Source organism: Acinetobacter sp. YH01024, from assembly GCF_013420195.1.
Lineage (GTDB): Bacteria > Pseudomonadota > Gammaproteobacteria > Pseudomonadales > Moraxellaceae > Acinetobacter > Acinetobacter amyesii.
Genome location: NZ_VOYQ01000018.1, coordinates 38,909 through 60,047, shown reverse-complemented (window position 1 = coordinate 60,047; position 21,139 = coordinate 38,909). Strand labels below are relative to the sequence as shown.

General features: G+C 40.0%; 14 protein-coding genes, 4 tRNA genes and 1 pseudogene. 8 read left to right on the top strand and 11 right to left on the bottom strand.

Features of this window, described 5'->3' with window-relative positions:
• Nucleotides 1–28 precede the first annotated feature (28 nt).
• From FTT88_RS09345 to FTT88_RS09315, 7 genes are all read left to right on the top strand, one after another.
• Complete coding sequence (locus FTT88_RS09345) at nt 29–3,355, top strand: LysM peptidoglycan-binding domain-containing protein (RefSeq protein ID WP_180004172.1); 3,327 nt, start codon at nt 29–31, stop codon at nt 3,353–3,355.
• 26 nt (nt 3,356–3,381) lie between these two features.
• On the top strand, nt 3,382–5,226 hold the full coding sequence (locus FTT88_RS09340; protein ID WP_180004175.1) for an extracellular solute-binding protein: 1,845 nt from the start codon (nt 3,382–3,384) through the stop codon (nt 5,224–5,226).
• Nucleotides 5,227–5,259: 33 nt separating this feature from the next.
• A complete protein-coding gene (locus FTT88_RS09335) occupies nt 5,260–6,327 on the top strand; it encodes a microcin C ABC transporter permease YejB (protein WP_180004177.1) in 1,068 nt (355 codons plus the stop codon).
• Nucleotides 6,327–7,340, top strand: a complete 1,014-nt coding sequence (locus tag FTT88_RS09330; RefSeq protein ID WP_180004178.1) for an ABC transporter permease — start codon at nt 6,327–6,329, stop codon at nt 7,338–7,340. Before FTT88_RS09335 ends, FTT88_RS09330 begins: the two co-directional genes overlap by 1 nt.
• Nucleotides 7,315–8,916, top strand: a complete 1,602-nt coding sequence (locus FTT88_RS09325) for an ABC transporter ATP-binding protein (protein WP_180004221.1) — start codon at nt 7,315–7,317, stop codon at nt 8,914–8,916. The genes FTT88_RS09330 and FTT88_RS09325 overlap by 26 nt, the downstream gene beginning before the upstream one ends.
• Before the next feature lie 112 nt (nt 8,917–9,028).
• Complete coding sequence (locus FTT88_RS09320) at nt 9,029–10,273, top strand: NADH:flavin oxidoreductase/NADH oxidase family protein (protein WP_180004179.1); 1,245 nt, start codon at nt 9,029–9,031, stop codon at nt 10,271–10,273.
• An 88-nt stretch (nt 10,274–10,361) separates the two neighbouring features.
• Complete coding sequence (locus tag FTT88_RS09315; RefSeq protein WP_180004180.1) at nt 10,362–10,961, top strand: YiiX family permuted papain-like enzyme; 600 nt, start codon at nt 10,362–10,364, stop codon at nt 10,959–10,961.
• A 66-nt stretch (nt 10,962–11,027) separates the two neighbouring features.
• On the opposite strand, the gene FTT88_RS09310 is transcribed toward FTT88_RS09315, so the two are convergent.
• The 6 genes and pseudogenes from FTT88_RS09310 to FTT88_RS09285 all read right to left on the bottom strand — a co-directional run bounded on the left by FTT88_RS09310 (nt 11,028) and on the right by FTT88_RS09285 (nt 14,105).
• Nucleotides 11,028–11,103, bottom strand: a tRNA-Glu gene (locus FTT88_RS09310).
• 58 nt (nt 11,104–11,161) lie between these two features.
• Nucleotides 11,162–11,237: transfer RNA gene (locus tag FTT88_RS09305), tRNA-Glu, on the bottom strand.
• Nucleotides 11,238–11,261: 24 nt separating this feature from the next.
• Nucleotides 11,262–11,337, bottom strand: a tRNA-Glu gene (locus tag FTT88_RS09300).
• Nucleotides 11,338–11,469: 132 nt separating this feature from the next.
• Nucleotides 11,470–12,375, bottom strand: a pseudogene (locus FTT88_RS09295) (alpha/beta hydrolase).
• Between the two features lie 112 nt (nt 12,376–12,487).
• Entirely contained in the window at nt 12,488–13,906 is a 1,419-nt protein-coding gene (locus tag FTT88_RS09290; RefSeq protein ID WP_078189154.1) for an amino acid permease, read from the bottom strand.
• A 123-nt stretch (nt 13,907–14,029) separates the two neighbouring features.
• A tRNA-Glu gene (locus FTT88_RS09285) sits at nt 14,030–14,105 on the bottom strand.
• A 107-nt stretch (nt 14,106–14,212) separates the two neighbouring features.
• On the opposite strand from FTT88_RS09285, the gene FTT88_RS09280 reads away from it, so the two are divergent.
• The gene (locus tag FTT88_RS09280) at nt 14,213–14,905 is read left to right on the top strand and encodes a hypothetical protein (RefSeq protein WP_180004181.1); all 693 of its coding nucleotides are present in this window, start codon (nt 14,213–14,215) and stop codon (nt 14,903–14,905) included.
• Between the two features lie 156 nt (nt 14,906–15,061).
• On the opposite strand, the gene FTT88_RS09275 is transcribed toward FTT88_RS09280, so the two are convergent.
• From FTT88_RS09275 to FTT88_RS09255, 5 genes are all read right to left on the bottom strand, one after another.
• Complete coding sequence (locus tag FTT88_RS09275) at nt 15,062–16,489, bottom strand: amino acid permease (RefSeq protein WP_180004182.1); 1,428 nt, start codon at nt 16,487–16,489, stop codon at nt 15,062–15,064.
• 128 nt (nt 16,490–16,617) lie between these two features.
• On the bottom strand, nt 16,618–16,770 hold the full coding sequence (locus tag FTT88_RS09270; RefSeq protein ID WP_180004134.1) for a hypothetical protein: 153 nt from the start codon (nt 16,768–16,770) through the stop codon (nt 16,618–16,620).
• A gap of 65 nt (nt 16,771–16,835) precedes the next feature.
• On the bottom strand, nt 16,836–17,603 hold the full coding sequence (locus FTT88_RS09265; protein ID WP_180004184.1) for a hypothetical protein: 768 nt from the start codon (nt 17,601–17,603) through the stop codon (nt 16,836–16,838).
• Nucleotides 17,600–18,436 carry a hypothetical protein gene (locus FTT88_RS09260; RefSeq protein ID WP_180004186.1) on the bottom strand — a complete coding sequence of 279 codons (837 nt, stop codon included), beginning with the start codon at nt 18,434–18,436 and terminating at the stop codon, nt 17,600–17,602. The genes FTT88_RS09265 and FTT88_RS09260 overlap by 4 nt, the downstream gene beginning before the upstream one ends.
• Nucleotides 18,437–18,495: 59 nt before the next feature.
• Nucleotides 18,496–21,033, bottom strand: a complete 2,538-nt coding sequence (locus FTT88_RS09255; RefSeq protein WP_180004188.1) for a TonB-dependent receptor plug domain-containing protein — start codon at nt 21,031–21,033, stop codon at nt 18,496–18,498.
• Nucleotides 21,034–21,139 lie beyond the last annotated feature (106 nt).

Here is a 21,139-nt window from a genome sequence, read left to right as displayed (position 1 = left end):
ATTTTATATGAGTTGTCTGGATTTTTTTATGTATAAATCAACTGCGACTGTCTGGCAGCCTACGTTACCACAAATTTTTAAATTTACAGTCTTGGGTTCTGCGCTCGCAGCTCTTGGTCTGACGGGCTGTTCTTCATCGCAAACGACTAAGCAGAACTCAGCAAGTAAACAAGTTGGCTCAAACTTTCTCGATGCCAATAGTTTAGATTCACTCGAAGATTTACTTTCTGCAACAGACATGCGTGCCGTAGAAGGCGATCGCCTTTTAGTACTTAAGCATGGTGATGTATGGAAGCGTATGACTGTGGGTTTCAAAATGGATTTGAACCACTGGGATACGCGAATTGAAGCGCAGCGTGGTTGGTTTATTTCACGTCAACCATATATTGATCGTTTAAGTGCGCGTGCGTCCCGTTATTTATATCACACGGTTAAAGAAGCAGAACGTCGTGGTTTGCCGACTGAGTTGGCGTTATTACCAGTGATTGAAAGTTCTTATGACCCAGCAGCAACCTCAAGTGCAGCCGCAGCGGGCTTATGGCAATTTATTCCAAGTACTGGACGTATTTACGGCTTAAAACAAACCTCAATGTATGATGGTCGTCGTGACGTAGTGGAATCAACGCGTGCAGCTTATGAGTTTTTAGGTGCGCTACATAACCAGTTCGGTTCGTGGGAATTGGCTTTGGCTGCATATAATGCAGGGCCGGGCCGCATTCAACAGGCGATTAACCGTAACCGTGCGGCAGGTTTGCCAACGGATTATTGGTCGCTAAAACTGCCCCAAGAAACCATGAACTATGTCCCACGTTTCTTGGCTGTTGCTCAAATTATTAAAAATCCAAGTGCCTATGGCGTAAGTTTGCCACCAATTGCCAACCGTCCACACTTTCGTGAAGTGGCTGTAGGGCCTGCAAATTTAAATGAAATTGCATCTATTACCGGTTTAAGCCGTGCAGAACTCTATGCACTAAACCCTGGTCATCGTGGCGATGTGATTGATAGCAGCAGCCCAATGCGGATTTTAATTCCTGCGGATGTGAGTCCATCAGTTGATGCACGTTTGAAAAAATTACAATCAGGTGGTTCATCAGGTTATTGGGCAAGTAATTCAACTTATAACTTACCAAAAAATAATGTTGAAATAACACCGTCACGTGTTACTCCGCCGGAATTAAATAGTAAAACTATTCAGCCCGCTAAAGTGACGCCACCTACGCTTAAAACACAGCCGACAGTGACAGCTTCTGCCAAACCACCTGTAGTCGCTACAACGGTAACGCCGAGTGTTCCATCAGGAACGAAAGGCAAAACGCCAATAGGATCATCTGCTTTGGCTGCATTTGCATCGAATAGTGATATTCCAAGTGCGCCGCGTATTCCAGTCGCTGTAACACCTTCGACGCCTGTGAAAGCCGTATCTGTCGAGCCACCACTCAGCGCAAATGAGCGTGAGCAAATCATGGCGGCTATTAAAGCTGAAGGTGAGACCAAAACAGTCGATGAGGTATTAAAACCAGTAGCGACTAAAGCAGAACAAGAAGAAGTCGTTCAGGAAATTAAAGCTATTGCGCCGAAAGGCACTGAAATTGTCGATCCTTATGATGGCAAGATTAAGTTGACTGCGATTCAGACCAGCCAGTCGATTGCAGATCAACAAGGTAAAGAACTGACCAAAGGGTTCTCTTACCCGAAAAGCGTGGCTGAAAATACAGGTGCAGATTCCGAAGAAGCCAAACGCAACCAAGGTAAAAATGTCATTCGTACAGATTCTGAAATTGTAGTTGTACCACCTAAAGGTAAACGCAGTACTTATACAGTTTTGGCGGGCGACACATTAGCGTTGATCGCGATGAAAAATGGCGTGAATTGGCGTGATATTGCAGCTTGGAACCAAATTTCGCCAGATTCGACCTTGTATGTCGGTACGACCATCTATTTATATGATGCGAAACCGATTGTGCAAAATAATGAAGAATCGAAAGCTAAGCCTATCGCAGATAGCTATGTGGTGAAAGCAAATGACAGTCTTACAGCTGTTGCGAGTCAATTTGGTTTAAGTACGAAGCAACTCGCCGACTACAATGGTTTAACCACCACGAGTGGTTTATATGTTGGACAGAAATTATCCCTAAAAGAAACGCCTGCATCGAAAGCAAAATTGGAAGCTGATAAGAAAGCCGCTCAAGTTGTCGAAAAACCTGCAAAAGTTCAAACCAAATCCTACACGGTAAAACGTGGTGAATATCTAAAACTCATTGCAGATCGTTATGCGCTGTCAAATCAAGAGTTGGCAGATTTAACAACTGGCTTAACGGCTGGCAGTAGCTTGATGGTGGGGCAAAAAATTAATGTGCCATTACAAGCTGTAGCAGAAGTTGAGAAGCTCGAAAGCAAAGTCGTGAATCGCATTGAAAATGTCAAAGTTGATCCTGCGTATAAAGTTGAAAGCTATAAAGTGCAGCGTGGTGATACGCTTTACAGCATTGCGACGCAGTCAAAAATCAGTTTGTCAGAATTGGCGAGTCTAAATGATATGTCGGTAAATAGTGGGCTGATGGCTGGGCAAAGCATTAAAGTTCCTGCAAGTTCAACTGTTCCGGATACATATGTGGTGCAGTCTGGCGATACACTGACAGGCATTGCTAGTCGCTATGATTTAGGCATGGACTATGTCGCAAATTTAAATGGTATAGAGCGTAGTTCTGGTCTACGCGTTGGGCAGAAATTAAAATTAACAGGTGATGTCGCACCGGTTAAAGTAGAAACCAAAGCTGAGGCGACCAAAATTGAAAGCAAAACCAATACACGAACGAATTCCGTTGATGCGACCGATATTCATGTGGTGAAATCAGGTGAAACATTGGGTGTGATTGCGAAGAAATATCATCTTCAATTACGTTATTTAGCTGAATTAAATGGCCTAAATACCAATAGTGCGATTCGTGTAGGGCAGCGTTTAAAAGTAGATGGTGAACTACCTGCTGATGTAGCTAGTAAAGCAACTGAAACCAAAAAAACGGAAGCTAAATCCTCTACGAGCAATGTGAAACCAACAAATACTGAAAGCTATACTGTGAAATCAGGCGAGTCTTTAAATTCGATTGCTAGTCGGACAGGTTTAACTGTGGCAGCATTGGCTGAATTAAATAACTTGAACCCGCGTGCAGGACTGCGTGTCGGTCAAAATTTACAAGTCCCTAAAACTATTAGTGAATACCGTATTAAACGCGGCGATACGCTGATTGGTTTGGCAAGTCGCTATGGACTTGATACATCAAAACTCGCTGAAATGAATGATATGCAACCGTCTGCTCAGTTACGTATTGGTGACGTGATTAAAGTACCGAATTAAGCAACGACTACAGGGAGTTGTCAGTGATGTTGGTGTCGTTCAAATCAGCACATCAAGCTATTGGGATTTGTGTGCTTACTCTGTTCGGTCAAAGTGTGTGGTCTGCGATACAGACCACGCCTTATATTGCGATTCATAGCACACCCAAATATGACTCTGTCAAAGTCATGCCTTATGCCAATGCTTCTGCACCCAAAGGTGGATATTTAAGTACTTCATCAAATGGGACATTTGACAATTTAAACAGTATGAATGGTAAGGGCAGTGCGGCTGAGGGGGTAAATTATTTATTTGACTCCCTTATGGATAGCTCTTTAGATGAACCTGGCGTGATGTATCCATTATTAGCTGAGAAGGTAACGTTCGACCCCGATCATACGAATTTTGTCATTTATCACTTAAATCCAAAAGCACGATTTAGTGATGGTTCAGAACTCACTGCTGAAGATGTTAAATTTAGTTTTGATACTTTTCAGACCAAGTCAAACCCAGGTTTACAAATGTATTTGGCAGATTTAGATAAAACCCAAGTGTTATCTAAATATGAAGTCAAAATGACCTTTAAGTCGGGTAATAACGCTGAAATGCCATTAATATTGGCGCAAATGCCGATTTATTCCAAAAAAGATTGGGCAAAAAAAGATTTTACTAAAATTACTATGCAGCCGATTTTAGGTTCTGGCCCGTATTTACTTGATCGAATTGATTCTGGCCGTAGTATTAGTTTTAAGCGCAATCCTAATTATTGGGGACGTGATTTAGTGATTAATCGCGGACGATATAATTTTGATCATTTGAAATATGTCTATTACCGAAATTTAGATGTTGCTTTTGAAGGCTTTAAGTCTGGCCAATATACTTTGCATGAGGAATTTACAGCACGAAAATGGGTGACGGAATATAAGTTTCCGTCCATCACTGCAGGAATGGTGGTGAAGTATCGTGATAAGCATGAAAATCCAATTGCAACTCAAAGTTTTGTATTTAATACGCGTCGATCGCCGTTTAATGATATTCGTTTTCGACAAGCTTTAACCTATGCTTATGATTTTGAATGGCAAAATAAAGCTCTGTTTTATGGTCAATACCAGCGCCTACAAAGCTATTTTTCAAATAGTGAGTTAGAAGCTAAAGGGGTACCCTCAGATGCTGAAATGCAAATTTTAAAACCATTGTTAACGAAATTAACCCCTTTAGAGCGTAAAGGGGTGTTATCAAACTGGAAATATCCCGTTTCGGATGCTAGTGGATTTAATCGAAATAATTTATTGACTGCTCGTCAGCTATTAATAAATGCTGGTTATCGATTTAAAAATGGTCAATTATTAGACCGACATGGTCAAGCCATTCGTATTGAATTTCTCATTCACCAAGATGGCTTACAGCGAACATTAATGCCTTTTGTGCGCAATATGAAACGTTTAGGTGTGACTGTAAACATTCGCCAAGTGGACGTGCCTCAATATATAGAACGGATGCGTTCGAAAGACTTTGATATGACAACAAATGTTATGCCACAGTCGCTCAATCCGGGTAATGAGCAAGCGCAATTTTGGGGAAGTGCATCGGCAGATCAGCCTGGCAATTACAACTATGCTGGCATTAAAAGTCCGATCATTGATGAAGTCATACAACAGGTGATTCGGGCACCAAATCGTGAACAATTGGTGGTGCGTACCAAAGTATTGGATCGATTATTAAGAGCTGGGTATTATCAAATTCCAACCTATGGTAAAGGTGAAAAATGGTTTGCGTATTGGAATATGTATCAACAGCCAAAAGTAAAACCAAAATTATCAACAGGTATTGATTATTGGTGGAGTAATGAAGCGCAATCGAAAAAAGTTGCAAACTATTTGCGCCAACAATAAATACTAATGAATGACAGGGAATGTTAAAGCAACATGGGCACATATATTTTAAAAAGATTGCTCCTGATTATTCCAACATTGTTTTTCATTTTACTGATTAACTTTGTCGTGATTCAGATTGCACCGGGAGGACCTGTTGAACAAGCCATACAGCAAGCTGAGTCCTTTCAAGGTATGGGAAACACAGGTGGTGGTGAAACTGCGACGACAGGCAGTAAATACCAAGGTGCTAAAGGCCTCAGTGAAGAAATGGTGGCAAAAATCGAAGCGCAATATGGTTTCGATAAACCATTATTCGAACGTTTTTGGCTCATGTTAAAGGGCTATGTGACGCTAGATTTTGGTACCAGTTTCTTTAAAGATAAGCCTGTGACCCAGCTACTTTGGGAAAAGCTGCCTGTATCCTTATCCCTTGGCTTATGGAGTACCTTGCTGATCTATATGGTGTCTATTCCATTAGGCATTAAAAAAGCCCGTCAACATGGTCTGTTATTTGATAAAAGTACGTCTATTTTATTGGCTATCGGCTACGCCATTCCTGCTTTTGCCTTTGCCATTTTACTCATTGTATTTTTTGCAGGTGGTTCATATTTTCAGTGGTTTCCTCTACAAGGTTTAGTTTCAGAGAATTTTGCTGAGTTAAGTGTATTTGGCAAAATTTCAGATTATTTTTGGCATATGGTGTTGCCTTTGTTTGCTATGGTAATTGGTGGTTTCGCTGGCTTAACTTATCTGACCAAATACTCTTTTATGGAAGAATTAAATAAGCAATATGTTCTTGCTGCTCGTTCTAAAGGTTTGACCGAATCACGTGTGCTGTATGGGCATGTATTTCGTAATGCAATGCTCATTGTTATTGCTGGTCTACCAGAAGCATTAATTGGCATCTTCTTTGTGGGAAATCTATTTATTGAAATTATTTTCAATCTAGATGGTCTGGGGTTATTAGGATTTGAAGCCATTGTACAGCGTGATTATCCAGTGATTTTTGGCACCTTGTTTATTTTTACCTTGATGGGGCTGATATTAAGATTAATCAGTGATGTCATGTATCAAATGATTGATCCACGAATTAATTTTGATTCGCAGGGGGCAAAATAATGTCTCCGATCATGCAAGCACGTTTTCAACGTTTTAAAGAAAATAAATTAGGCTTTACATGCTTTATCAGCTTTGCCTTGATTTTTATGTTGTCATTAGCTGTCGAGTTTATTGCCAATGATAAACCGCTCTTGGTCAAATACGATGATTCTTTATACGTTCCCGTATTAAAAAGTTATCCAGAAACTGCTTTCGGTGGCGTATTTGAAACTGAGGCAGATTATAAAGATCCTGTGGTACAGCAACTGATTGATGATAAAGGATGGGCTGTATGGCCACTGATTAAATTTTCCTATCAAACACCGAATTTAGAGTTGGCTGTGCCTGTGCCATCTGCACCGACTGCACAAAATTGGCTCGGTACCGATGACCAAGGGCGTGATGTGCTCGCACGTATTTTATATGGACTACGTGTGTCGCTCTTGTTTGGTTTTGCATTAACTTTTGCTTCAGCCATATTGGGCATCATGGTTGGGGCGATACAGGGCTATTATGGTGGCTGGGTAGACCTCATTGGTCAACGGATTTTAGAAGTCTGGGGCGGACTACCGATGCTATTCATGGTGATGATTTTGGTCAGCATGTTTACTCCGAGTGTGTATTGGCTCTTTGTCATTATGCTGCTGTTTGGCTGGCCCACTTTGGTCGGCTTGGTTCGTGCAGAGTTTTTGCGTGCTCGTAATTTTGATTATGTCCGTGCAGCACGGAGTCTTGGCGTTACAGATAGCACCATTATGTTTCGGCATATCTTACCAAATGCGATGAGTTCCAGTCTTTCACAGCTACCTTTCATGCTCACGGCAAATATTACGGCACTGACAGCCTTAGATTTCTTAGGTTATGGCTTACCGCCTGATGCCGCGTCCTTAGGTGAGTTATTGCTTCAAGGGAAAAACAATCTGAATGCACCATGGCTAGCCTTATCGGGGTTTTTTACCTTAGCGATCGTGCTGTCTTTATTGATTTACATTGGGGAGGCGACACGTGATGCATTCGATCCTAGACGTCAATAATCATCAAGTTAATGTACCTCCCATCGTGTTAGCGGTGGAGCATTTACATATTTCACATGCAGCACAGGTCTTGGTTGAAGACCTGAATTTTAATTTGCATGCAGGTGAAACGATAGCCATTGTTGGAGAAAGCGGTTCAGGTAAATCGATTAGCAGCCTAGCTATACTCGGTTTGTTGCCAAGTGATCTGCAGGTCACAGGCAGCGTCAGCTTGAATGGACAGAATATTCTTGGACTGAGTCCTGAGCAGCACCGAAACATTCGTGGACAGAAAATTGCCATGATTTTTCAAGAGCCGATGACGGCCTTAAATCCCTTACATCGGGTGGAAAAGATTGTTGGTGAGTCACTGTTGTTACAGGGTTGGTCGAAGGCAAAAACACGACAGCGGGTTATAGAATTATTAAATGATGTGGGTATTCCGGATGCTGAAGATAAATTAAGACGCTATCCACATGAGTTGTCAGGGGGGCAGCGACAACGTGTCATGATTGCCATGGCATTGGCCTTAGATCCTGATATTTTAATCGCTGATGAGCCAACCACGGCTTTAGATGTCACTTTGCAAGCGCAAATCTTAAATTTATTAAAGTCGCTACAACAGCAGCGTAATATGGCCATGATTTTAATTAGCCATGACCTGAATTTGGTCAAGCGCTATGCCGAACATGTGATTGTGATGAATCGTGGACAAGTGGTGGAACAAGGAGATGTTCAGGAAATTTTTGAGCAACCGAAGCAGGCGTATACCAAAAATCTATTAGACCATGATTTTGGTAAAGCAATACAGGTTTCACAAACGCAGACACTTTTAAAATTACACCAATTAGGAGTGAAGTTCCCAGTCAAACAAGGCTTATTGAACCGCATCAAAGATTATGTCGTTGCGGTAGAGGCTTTGGATTTAACAGTGGCTGAAGGTGAGTCGATCGGTATTGTTGGAGAGAGTGGTTCAGGGAAAAGCTCCCTAGCATTGGCTATTGCTCGGCTCATAGAAAGTGATGGCGAAATTATGTTAAATCTACACGCCATCCATCAACTTTCAGAAAAACAGCTCAGACCTTTACGTCGTGAATTTCAAATTGTCTTTCAAGATCCATTCAGTAGTTTAAATCCACGGCTAAATGTAGAGCAAACCATTGGCGAAGGTTTGGCCTTACAGCATTTACCTGCAAATGAAATTGTACAGCGTATAGATGAAGCTTTGCAGAAAGTCGAATTAGCCAGCTCATTTAAGCAGCGTTATCCACATGAATTATCGGGTGGGCAACGGCAGAGAGTCGCCTTAGCACGTGCGTTGGTATTACGTCCTAAATTATTGATACTCGATGAACCCACATCGGCACTAGATCGGACGACACAAAAAGCCATCGTGAAGCTGCTACGGCGTTTGCAGCAAGAATTTAATATGAGTTATTTATTTATCAGTCATGATTTACACGTGGTCAAAGCCCTGTGTCAAAAAGTGTTGGTACTGCGACATGCCAAAGTCATGGAGTTTCAAGACACTGAAGATCTATTTGCACGACCACAAACGGACTATACCCGTAAATTAATTGCAGCCAGCCAATACTAAAATCAAAGCTATGGATATTTTGACATGTGTCATTGTCAAAATATCCTTGACCTTTAGAAAATAATAATTAGAGTAAATACTCAGGACTTATTATTTCATTTTGGACATTGCCATGAGCCATTTAGCTGAAAGCTTTAAAATTCGTAATACCACATTTAAAAATCGCATCATTAAAGGTGCAATGAGCGAAGCATTGGCCAATACCGCAGGCCAACCCAATCACTTACATTTTGGATTATATGAAGCTTGGGCGAAGGGTGGTTTAGGCTGTGCCATTACCGGTAATGTCATGGTGGATTTTCGTGCTAAAAATGAGCCGGGGGTTGTTGTCGCTGAAACAGAGCGAGATTTAGCGCAATTAACACAGTGGGCTGAGCTAGGGAAAAAGCACGGCATGGTGCAATTGGTTCAACTTTCACATCCGGGCCGTCAATGTCCTAAAGGTTTAAATAAAGAAACGGTTGCACCGTCTGCTGTGCCATTTAGTCCGATGTTAGCTACAACATTTGGAACACCGCGCGAACTTCGTGAGGATGAAATTTTAGATATCATTCAGCGTTTTGCACGTGCCGCACACATTTGTCAAAAGGCAGGCTTCGAAGGCGTGCAATTGCATGGTGCGCATGGTTACTTAATTAGTCAGTTCTTGTCGCCACTGACCAATAAACGTCAAGATCAGTGGGGCGGTTCAAATGAAAATCGCATGCGCTTTTTGCTTGAAATCTATAAGGCAGTTCGTGCAGCGACGACAGATAATTTTATTATTTCGGTCAAACTAAATTCTGCTGATTTCCAACGCGGCGGAATTAGCGAAGCAGATGTGATTGAGGTCTTTAAAGCAATCGATGCCGCAGGGATTGATATGATTGAAATCTCGGGCGGTTCCTATGAAGCGCCAGCGATGGCGGGTGCTAAAGAAGAAAAACGTAAAGCCAGTACCATTGCTCGTGAAGCTTATTTCCTCGATTTTGCGGACAATATCCGTAAAGAAGTGAAATGCGCGTTAATGGTTACCGGCGGGTTTAGAACCGTGCAAGGCATGAATGCTGCACTAGACAGTGGAGCTTGTGATTTTATTGGTATTGCACGTCCTTTCGCTGTAGAAGTCGATTTGGCTGATCGTTTATTGTCGGGGCAGGATGTTCGTTACGGTGTGGATAAAATTAAAACTGGCATACCGATGATAGATAAAATGGCGATTATGGAAATTATTTGGTATGCCGCTCAGTTTAAATCGATTGGTGAAGGCAAACAGCCAAATCCTAAACTTTCGCCCTTAAAAGTGTTTTTTAAATATCTCAAAGGTAATTTAACCGCGGTCATTAAAGGGCAAGTCAATTCACGTAAGTCGGCTTAATCAATCATTGAATTTTTAGAATCAGGGCAACCGACATATATTCATGTTATGGTTGCCTTCATTCATATCAATATTGCTTACAATAAAAATGTCTAAAATTTTAATATTAACGGTCATTCTTTCGGGGCTCAGTTCTGCCCTCTATGCTCAGTCTACATTTCAGACGGGAGATATTATTTTTCATATCTCAAAGTCACAGCAAAGTTTAAGCATTCAAAAGGCCACACATTCGCCCTATAGTCACATGGGTATGATCGTAAATAAAAATAACCAAACGTGGGTGCTTGAAGCCATTCAACCTGTGCAATATACCGCTTTAAATCAATGGATCACGCGTGGGGAAAATGCTCACTATGTGGTGAAAAGGCTCAAACAACCCTTAAATGTGCCGCAGAAAACGAAGCTGGTACAACATGCGGAAAAGTACTTGGGCAAACCCTATGATATTTATTTTGAATGGGATGACCGTGCAATTTACTGTTCTGAAATTGTTTGGAAAGCTTATCAGCATGCTTTAGGTATCGAACTTTCTCCATTACAACAACTGAAACAATTTGATTTAAAACAAAATGAAGTGCAGCGTCTAATGCGGCAGCGCTATGGTCAAAATATTCCGCTAAATGAGCAGGTGATTGCCCCTAAGGCCATTTATGATTCAAAACTTTTAAAAGAAATATTTAGAAATTAAGGCAATAAAAAAGCCCAAGTCGCAATGCTTGAGCTTTTTAATGAGTGGTTAAAACCAACTCGAATATGGCGTCCCTACGGGGATTCGAACCCCGGTTACCGCCGTGAAAGGGCGATGTCCTAGGCCTCTAGACGATAGGGACAGTACAGAAAGCAAATTTTAAAACCGTTTATTTTAGTCTAAGTTTTTAGACTAAATAATGGCGTCCCTACGGGGATTCGAACCCCGGTTACCGCCGTGAAAGGGCGATGTCCTAGGCCTCTAGACGATAGGGACTTAATAAAATGTACTTCTGAAAATTGGCGTCCCTACGGGGATTCGAACCCCGGTTACCGCCGTGAAAGGGCGATGTCCTAGGCCTCTAGACGATAGGGACGTTTCAGAGGTGGGCGTATATTAGGGTGAAAATTGGGGGGTGTCAAACGCTTTTCTATAAATAAATTCAGTTTTTGTTGTTGAGTGCATAAAATTAAAACAATTTGCTAAAAATGTTTGAAAAATACATTATTTATGTCGATTTTTTCAACACTTGTAAGATTGTAGCAATAACTTCTGGATGTGTTAAATATCCAGCAATATCGTGTGGGTGTTCAATCGATGTCTGAATTTGCTGATTGAAAATGGCGGGTTGAAAATCAAATGGTGCCTGACTCAGCGGAAAAGCGCTGAGAAAATCATCATGTGAATAAAAGTTTAACCAATCTCCTGAAATTGCATCAGATCGCTGTAAAGGCTGAGGTAAGTGGGCTTGGATGACACGAAAAGCCAAAGGTGAGCCCAAGGTGATAAAGCGCTGTATGTTGAGTTCAGGATGTAACAGTAAAAAATGATACGCAATCACGCTACCTAGCGAATGTGCAATCAACAGGGTGGGTTTCGTTTGATGTAATTGCTCATGCAGACGAGTATGAACTGCCTGAATAAAGTGTGGATTGGATAAATAGAGTTAAGTTTCGACCAAAAATTTATGCAAAAGTGTGGCATGTAATTTGGGGAAATAATTCATTAAAACTGCAAAATCGCGTAGCGCAAGATCTTTGCCGAGTGCGGTGATCGATTTGAATGACTGGCTCAATCCAATAGCATCATTGAGGGTGATGTCAGGTAGATTGTTTTGTACGGCATGATGCTCAAATACTTTTGGTGATTTTTCTGGGAGTTCAGTGCGATGGATAAACGGAAAATGTGGCCACGTTTGAGGTGTCAAGGTGCTGGCTTGAAGCATATTCTGCAAATGATAACGCGTGAGTAAGTCTCCATAAAAAGGCATGCGCATATGGTGCTGTATATACGATAAAAAAGTCTCTTGATGGCTTTGCTTTAAGCCTTGAGACAACAGTGCAAGCCAATGCTGTTCGAGCGAACGTGCAGTTTGTTGCTGTTGATTCATGCCATGGATAAAGATGATCTGCATATTGCACCTCATCGACGGACCAGTTTTTATTCTACTTTTATTAAAATATAGCCATAAAAAAAGAGCAACCGAAGTTACTCTTTTATCGTGTTTGGTGGTATGACAACGCAGATCAATCTTTGTTGTGATACAAGGTGTAGTAGCTGATATAACACGCCACAATGAAGATCATACAGCAGATAAAGCCAGTTAACATTTCTGGGTCAAATACCATACTAATACAGGTAATCAGACAGAATACAAAACCGAGTATCGGCACGATTGGGAAGAGTGGTGCAGCAAAAGCTAAATCTTTTGCAGTTTTGCCTTCTTTATACCACTGACGACGGAAGTTGAATTGGCTTAAACAAATACTCATCCATACCACCACCATGGTAAATGCCGCAACACCTAACAAGTTTTTGAAGATGGTTTCTGGTGCAAATTGCTCAGAAAGTAAGCCTGGCATACCACCGATCATGGTCACAATCACCGCAACATAAGGAATACCACGTGAGTTCACTTTAGAGAACACCGCAGGTAATTGCTTACTATAGGACAATGACCACATCATTCGAGATGCAGCAAATAAACCAGAGTTAGCAGCAGAAAGTAGGGCTGTGATAATCACAAAGCGGATGATGTCTTCTGCATAAGGAATACCAATGTGCTGGAATACTGTTACGAAAGGTGAACTACTTACACCTTCGGCAGATAAGCCAGCTTCTTGATGGGGCAATAATGCAGTAATAACAACAATGGTACCCACAAAGAAAATCAATAAGCGGAAAATCGCCGTGTTAATGGCTTTAGGTACATTTTTCGCTGGATCTTTGGTTTCACCCGCAGCAACACCAATCAGTTCAGTACCTGAGAATGCAAAGTTCACAATCAACATTGTAGCGAAGATTGGGAACAAGCCTTCAGGGAACCAACCTTGTGCAGTGAGGTTGCTAAACAGCGGTGCAGCTTCATAGCCTCGATAGCCTAAAACACCAAAAATGGCCAATAGACCTAAAATAATAAAGGCTACAACGGTAATCACTTTGACTAAAGCTAGCCAAAATTCAGATTCAGCAAACCATTTGGTTGAAATCATATTCAAGCAGAATACAAAAGCACCAAAGATTAAGGTCCACATCCACATAGAGCTGTCTGGGAACCATTCCTGCATTAAAAGTGCAGCAGCGGTAAATTCAGTTCCTAGCGTTACTGACCATGTCAGCCAATAGAGCCAAGTGATGGTATAACCCGTACCAGGTCCGATATAGCGTTTAGCATAAGCGCCAAATGAACCAGATTCTGGCATATGTACAGCGAGCTCGCCTAAGCAAAGCATCACCATATAGGCGATAATACCGCCTAAAAAATACGAAATAATGGCACCTACAGGCCCCGTTTGTGCAATGACTTCACCCGAACCAAGAAATAAACCAGTACCGATTGCGCCGCCAAGCGAAATCATCACCAGATGTCGAGTACTCATAGCGCGTTTTAACGGCGCAGAATTGCCCTGATGCGAAGCATCATTCGGAGAATGTGATGACTGCATAGAGAAAAAGGAGAATCAAATAATGAAGCGAGTAATTGTAGAGAAGAATGCAATGATGATGCAATCAATTAATATAAATTATAGATAAATAAACTTTAAGTTTGTCAGAACTGACAGAAGAATTGGCGTCCCTACGGGGATTCGAACCCCGGTTACCGCCGTGAAAGGGCGATGTCCTAGGCCTCTAGACGATAGGGACGTTTTGAGGTGGGTGTATAGTACATAGCCCATCTATATTTGTCAAAATAGAGTTTCATTGTTATATTCTAAATGTATATAAATGAAACAAAAAACAGAATTTTTTTAATGAAAAATAATTTTAATGAGTTTATTTCTGGAATTTTATTTGAAATCAATCAATTTAATGTGGGCAAAGTCCATGAAAGATTCTATATAGTTTTATTGAATTATTTGCATTGGTTTGAAGTTTATCCAAATAATTTTTCTTCGTATATCAGTAAATCAGAGTTTGAAAGAATTATTGATGAACTTTTATTTAGGGATTTAGATGGGGAAAGTAGAATTACGTATAATCACCTCAAATCTTTAGATGATTCTCATTATTTTTTAGATATCCAGAGCTTTTTTAAATTATATTTAATCTTAAAGGTTCGAAGATATCAGTTGTCTAGTGATGATGTAGAACTTGAAAAATTAGAAAAAAAATTGGATGTAAGTTTTGAGCCAATGTTGTGGAGTAAAGACAAACAAGATTTATTGGTTATTAATCGTGATTTTCCTGAATTTAAAAAACAGATGAATTCAAGTCGGGTGCTTTTGCCACTTTCATTAATAGTTTTTAACTTTACTTTTGTTGAATTAATATCTAATACAAGTTTGAGAGTATCTATCCAAATATTTCTAGCAATAGTAGCTGTGTGTCTTTTAGCTAATGTTTCTAAAGGGGCAAAATCCGAAAAGGACTCATTAGAGTTGAAAGTATGGGATTATATCTTGGTGTTGAGCGAGGATAAAAACTCATTGACGAAAAGCAGTTGAACTATTTCTTTAAATTATAATTTGTACAGTGGTTTTTGTGGATTAAACTGCTCCCACAAATCATTTTTGAATTTATATGGAAACCCTAATTTTTCTCTCATAGGGAAGAGAAATAGTTTCATAAAAAAAGGTGGCTAATGAGCCACCTTAACTATTTTATTTATCGTGATATAACCAATAATAACCTGCATAACACGCCGCCATAAAGATCAGACAGCCAATAAAGCCTGAAAGCATTTCAGGATCTGCAGCCATACTTAAACCTGTTGCGGTACAGCAGACAAAGCCAAGAATTGGAACCAGCGGGAACCATGGTGTACGGAATTTAAGTTCTGACACGCTATGACCTTGTTTCAGCCATTGGCGACGGAAGTTAAATTGACTCCAGCAAATACTCATCCACACGATCACCATGGTGAAGGCAGCAACCCCCATCAAGTTCTTGAAGATGACATCTGCGCCAAATTGTTCTGACAATAGACCTGGTAAACCACCGATCATAGTGACCAATACAGCAATATAAGGCACACCTGTTTTGCTTAATTTGCCGAAAGCACTTGGTAATTGTTTTTGTGCAGACAGTGCCCACATCATACGCGATGCAGCATATAAACCAGAGTTAGCTGTAGACAGTAAAGCCGTAATAATGACGAAACGAATTAAGTCTTCTGCATAGGGAATGCCCATCAGGTTAAATACGGAAACGAATGGACTACTACTTAATCCGCCATGTCCACCGACATTTAAACCTGCATCGGTATAGGTCAACAGGGAACTGATGACGATAATAGTGCCGACAAAGAAAATGATTAAGCGCCATACCGCAGCATGGATGGCTTTAGGTACATTCTTTTCAGGGCTTTCAGTTTCACCTGCAGCGATACCAATCATCTCCGTACCATTAAAGGCAAAGTTCACGATCAATAGCGTGGCAAACAGTGGGAACAAACCATTTGGCAGCCAACCATGTTCAGTCAAATTGTGGAACATTGGAGCTGATTCATAGCCTTGGAAAGGCACGAAACCAAAGATGCAGGCAAAACCAAGGATGATGAAAATCAACACTGTTGCAACTTTCACCATGGATAACCAAAATTCTGACTCTGCGAATGCACGTGTAGAGCTTAAATTAGAGATCAGTACGCCAGCTGCAAAGATCAGTGTCCATAACCAAATAGAGGTTTGTGGAAACCATTCCTGCATCAAAATAGCCGCCGCAGTAAATTCTGTACCTAAGGTGGCAGACCAGCCCAACCAGTACATCCAAGACACCATATAACCGGTACCCGGGCCAATATAATTAGTCGCAAAAGCACCAAAAGAGCCAGAAACAGGTAAATGTACGGCAAGTTCACCCAAACAGAGCATGACCATGTAGGCAATCAAACCGCCAATAATATAGGCAAGAACAGCGCCTAAAGGCCCAGCTTGTGAAATAACTTCACCTGAACCCATAAACAAACCAGTACCAATTGCACCACCAAGTGAGAGCATCACAAGGTGTCGAGTCGTCATCGCACGTTTAAGCGATGGACTTTTACCTTCAGCAGACGAGTGTTGCGAAGGTTCAGAGGGAGATTGCATAGTGAAATGAAAATTGAATGAAAGGTATATTTTATGATTGAATGCAGTGAAATGATTGATAAATCGAATTTTTCTTATAATGTGATAATACTGATCTAAAATTTAAATCTTTAGCACTGACCATTAGATTAATGGTCAGGAGTTTGATATTCGGCTTCGGAGGTTGCAGGTACTTGAGTTTGTTCGGTTACAGGGGCTTTGTTGTCATCGCGGCTCACAATATACAGATAGAGTGCAGATGGAAATAAGATGGCTAAAACCAAGAGCAACTTTTTAAACATAGGGTATTCTTACATCAAAATAGATCAAGCTGAAGTATAAACAAAACCAGTCAGGCTGTAATTAATTAAAGTTTACGGTTTTTCTGTTCTAGATTGGATAGGATGACTTGGTAAATGTCGGGGTAGTGTTGTTTAAAGTTCCGTTGTTGCATGATTGTGATGGTTGAAGCATTTGGCTCGATACCCAGTTTTAAAATTTTTTGGGTTAAAGCGAGTTGAGGGGAGCGACCATCAAAATGTGTATTTAGTAAGTTACCATCGGTATATTTTACTGTGAGTCCGATATTCAGGAGATAATCAAAAACATCAGGCAAACCAAAACCGGCAGCTTTGTAGAGTAAATTATATGTTTCTGCACGATAGCCACGGCCGTATGTTTGATGTGTTTTTAATAATCCTAATGCATTATAAAATTCTAATTTAGCAATAATTTCTTGTTCATTAATAGAACCATCGCCATTTTTTAAAGTCCTATTGATGGTATTAAAAGTGACATCGTTTGAGCTGGGTTTGCAATTAGCAGCAATCAGTCGCTTGATATCTTGAAGTGGAAGTATAAGATGCGCTGTGTCACACATTTTTTTAACTTCTTTATTTTTCATTTTACTGCTTTGAATATTTTTATTTTCAAATTCCTGCACTATGGCTGACCAACCATATATGTTTATAAATTTATAATAACGAGATGCATCATTTGTCATCCCTTTGATCTTTTTAAAGTCTTGAATGTTTTTCACTGATGGTGCATTGGTAGAGAGATTTTGTGGTAATGGAGCATTTGCAAAGCAATGCATACTCATTAGCAGGCAGCTGGTAATAACGATGTTTTTCATGGTTTGTGTGCTTTTAATAAATTGTAAACGTCAGGATATTTGGTTGAAAAGTCATTCTGTTCCATTTGTTTATAAACGTTACTATTGGGCTCGATTCCTGCATTCAGTAGTTTTTGAACCAAACTCACAGAAGGGTTACGGCCTTTGATATTGTCTAAAATTAAATTACCATCCACGCCCGTGTAATCGACTCCAATACTCAGCAAATAATCAGAAACGTCTTCAAGCCCCCAGCCAATTGCTTTGGATTGCAAAGAGCTTTTTTCTTCATACGGGCCAAATTTATACGTAACGTGTGTTTGTAAAACATTTTCCGACTTGTAGAGTTTTAATTTTTCAATGATTTCGTTTTGATCTATTTTGCCTTCTGCATTGGTTAATGCGCCATTAATAATCATAGAGGATGAACGGCCATTGAGTGGTTTGCAATTTGCTTTAAATAAGCGTTTGGTTTTATCGGCAGTGCTTTGACTCAGTGCAATTTCGCAAAGTTTTTCTATTTCCCCTTTAGGCATTTTACTTTTTAGGATGGTTCCATTTTCAAAATCACGAACGATTGACTCCCAACCGTATTTACTTGCTGTTCGGTAATACTGTATTGCTTCTTCGCTCAATTTTTTGGTTTTTTTCGCTTGTATTTGAGTGTCACGATCGTTGGTTTCGGGAATAGAAGATTCTTGGTCATCATTCAATGCTGTTTGATTTGTCTGATTGGCATCGTGCTCAACAGTATTTGAAAGATTTGTCGGTAGGCTGGCTTCGGGTCTAAAAATGTAGATGAAGATACCGAGACATACTATGCACAGGCCAAAGAGTAAGATTATTTTTTTCATGTTTTAGTCTATTTTAAAATGAATCAAGAGCGTTTTTAAGGCGCTCTTGATAGGGAAGATTAAAATTTAAATGTGACATCAGCAATGAACTGTCGCCCAATTTCAGATCTAAGTCTGTTGGTCGACTCACTAATACCTGGGGTGGTATAGATATTATGTCGATTGGTAATATTGTTAATGGTTAAACCGAATATTGCTTTGTAGTCTTTAGCGAAATTGAAATCATAAGTGGTACGCATATCCCAACTAAATCGAGGTCTAATCGTATCTGTAGCATAGGCTTCCAACAGGACACCATCATGCTCAACTTTGTTTTTTAGTTTATACGTATCTTTATATTCAGATTTGTAGCTTAAGAAGTTATTAATCTTTAATGGTAAATTTGAAAACTCAATGTCCCAACCAAAACGAGCAGTCCAAGGCTGATTGAAATTTTCAACAGGACGTTCATTAAATTGGATGAGGCTGCCGTTAAAGATAATATTGCGATCTTCAGCAGCGGTATTACTGTTAACGTTATATGACTCAGAATAGTCTAAATAATTTTTTTCCGATTCAGTGTAATCAAAGCCAAAGTTAAACCCGTGCAGAGAGTTTTTATAAACGACTGGCAGCGTATTTCTGAGTGTGAGTGTGTAAATGTCAGCTTTTGCTTTACCACTATTGCTATATTCAAAATGATCGATGGTGTTACTGGTTGTTGGATCAATAAAACGATTTTTTGTGATTTCATCTTTGCTATCGCGATTCACCCATTTCAGACCAAGGTTCCAGTTTTTAACTTGGCTATTAATGGCAAACACAATTTCGTCAGCATAAGGGGTCTTTAAATTGGCACGTTGAATATTGGAATTAGCTAATATTAAATCTGATAACCCAGTTTGAGTCCAATAGTCTTCAGTTTGATTTTTTGTGCGTTTTAAATTGTATTCCAAAAATGCAAGTTGATCTTGCAGCTCAGTGGCTAAGGTATAGTTTGCATAATATCGATTCCATCCCGTAGTGAAGGACAAAAGATCATTTTTTAGCGGTTTATAGTTAAAGGCAGTACGAGGTGCAATATTTAAATTTTTCGACAAGCTGTCATAATCTGCACGTAAACCTATACGCGCTGAAAAATTATCCCAAGTCGATGTGTTTTCAATGAAGGTATGCACACGTTGTTGGTCAATATTAACTTTACCTTTTTGATAATACTTGCCATTTGTTTGATATTGGCCTTGATAGTTATTTTCATCCGTTGCTTCATCACAAAGAATATCACCTGCCGTACAGCTAATGCCTGAACTAGATGTAAAAGTCTTAGGCTGATTATACATATAGGCATCGTTAGGCCGTTCCCATGCAACTTTAGAATAGTCATAGCCCATACCAAAGCTTAATTGTTGCATGCTGTTGCCAATCTGAATGGTATCAAAAGCATTTTTTAGACTATACGAAAATGTATCTTGGTGTAATTCAATATCACTACTTGTGGCACCTTCACCAGGATTGGAACTCCAGTTTTTAGTTGGTGTTTGCTTCCAAAGAATGCCGGTAGTTGAATCATTTTCACGTGCTTGGCTTAGCGTTTGATAGCTAATATTTTGTTTTAATGTTGAATTATTGAGTTTACTTTCTAATTCACCAAAAAATGTCAGCGTTTCTGTATTGCTAATACTTTTTGAATTTATTCGCTTATCAACGAAATTTAGACTGTCCAAATCCCCTAAATCAAAGCCAAACTTCGCTTTGATTGTGTCCGAAGGTGTGTAAAAAAGGGTAGTTCCTAAGTTGATATTATTACGCTCGCTTTTGACTTTACTGCGATCTTCTAAACCACTCATTACTGGAACGATGGATTCACGTTTAGAGGCATAACTATTGATGCCCCATTGTTCAGAGAGTTTGCTGTATAGGTTCAGGCTTAGGCCGTGTTTTTTATATTCTTTATTATTTGATGATGTTGGATCTTCAAACTCTGCAGCTTCTTCTTCATCGGTAAAATGATAACGTGACCAATCACTTTCCGTGTAGTCGTAAGTAACGGAGCCGTGGATTTTGCCAATTTCAGTATTTGGTGCACAAGTTTCAGCATTAACTACACCACCTGTAAATTCGCCGTATGCTGCAGAAACATTACTATCGATCAATTCTAATTTACAAATTAAATCGGTATTTAGGGCAATCCCTTGTGAGCCACCATCAAGCTTGCCTGAATAGGAGTTGCCGCTTGCCAGAGGGTCAAGGTTATTGGTGGTATTGACGCCGTTAATTACAAATTTATTTCGGTAAGATTGCGCGCCATTAATAGAAATCTCGGAAGGTCGTAGCTCAGCCTGTGAATCTGCAGAACGTTGTTCACGGCTAAACTGCACATTTGGATTAACTTTTAAAAAGTCTGTGATATTTTTTGAGCTATTCGGCGTTTTTTCTAAATCTTCTTTGGTGTAGACGGTTTTACCTACTTCTTGCTTGGCTTTGACTTCAACCTCAATAGGTGTCATCGACACCGTAGTGGTTTTGATTTCTTCGGAGATCTGGCTTTCATTTGCATACGTTTGAGATGCTAAAGCAGTCAAAATTGCGATATTAAGGGGAGAATAGGCAAAGCGCATGGCTGTCAACAATTATGCAGATAAAAACGATAGCGATTATCATTAACTTTACAAGAATAATCAATAGAAATGAGAATTATTTGCAATAAATGTTTTTTTAATACAC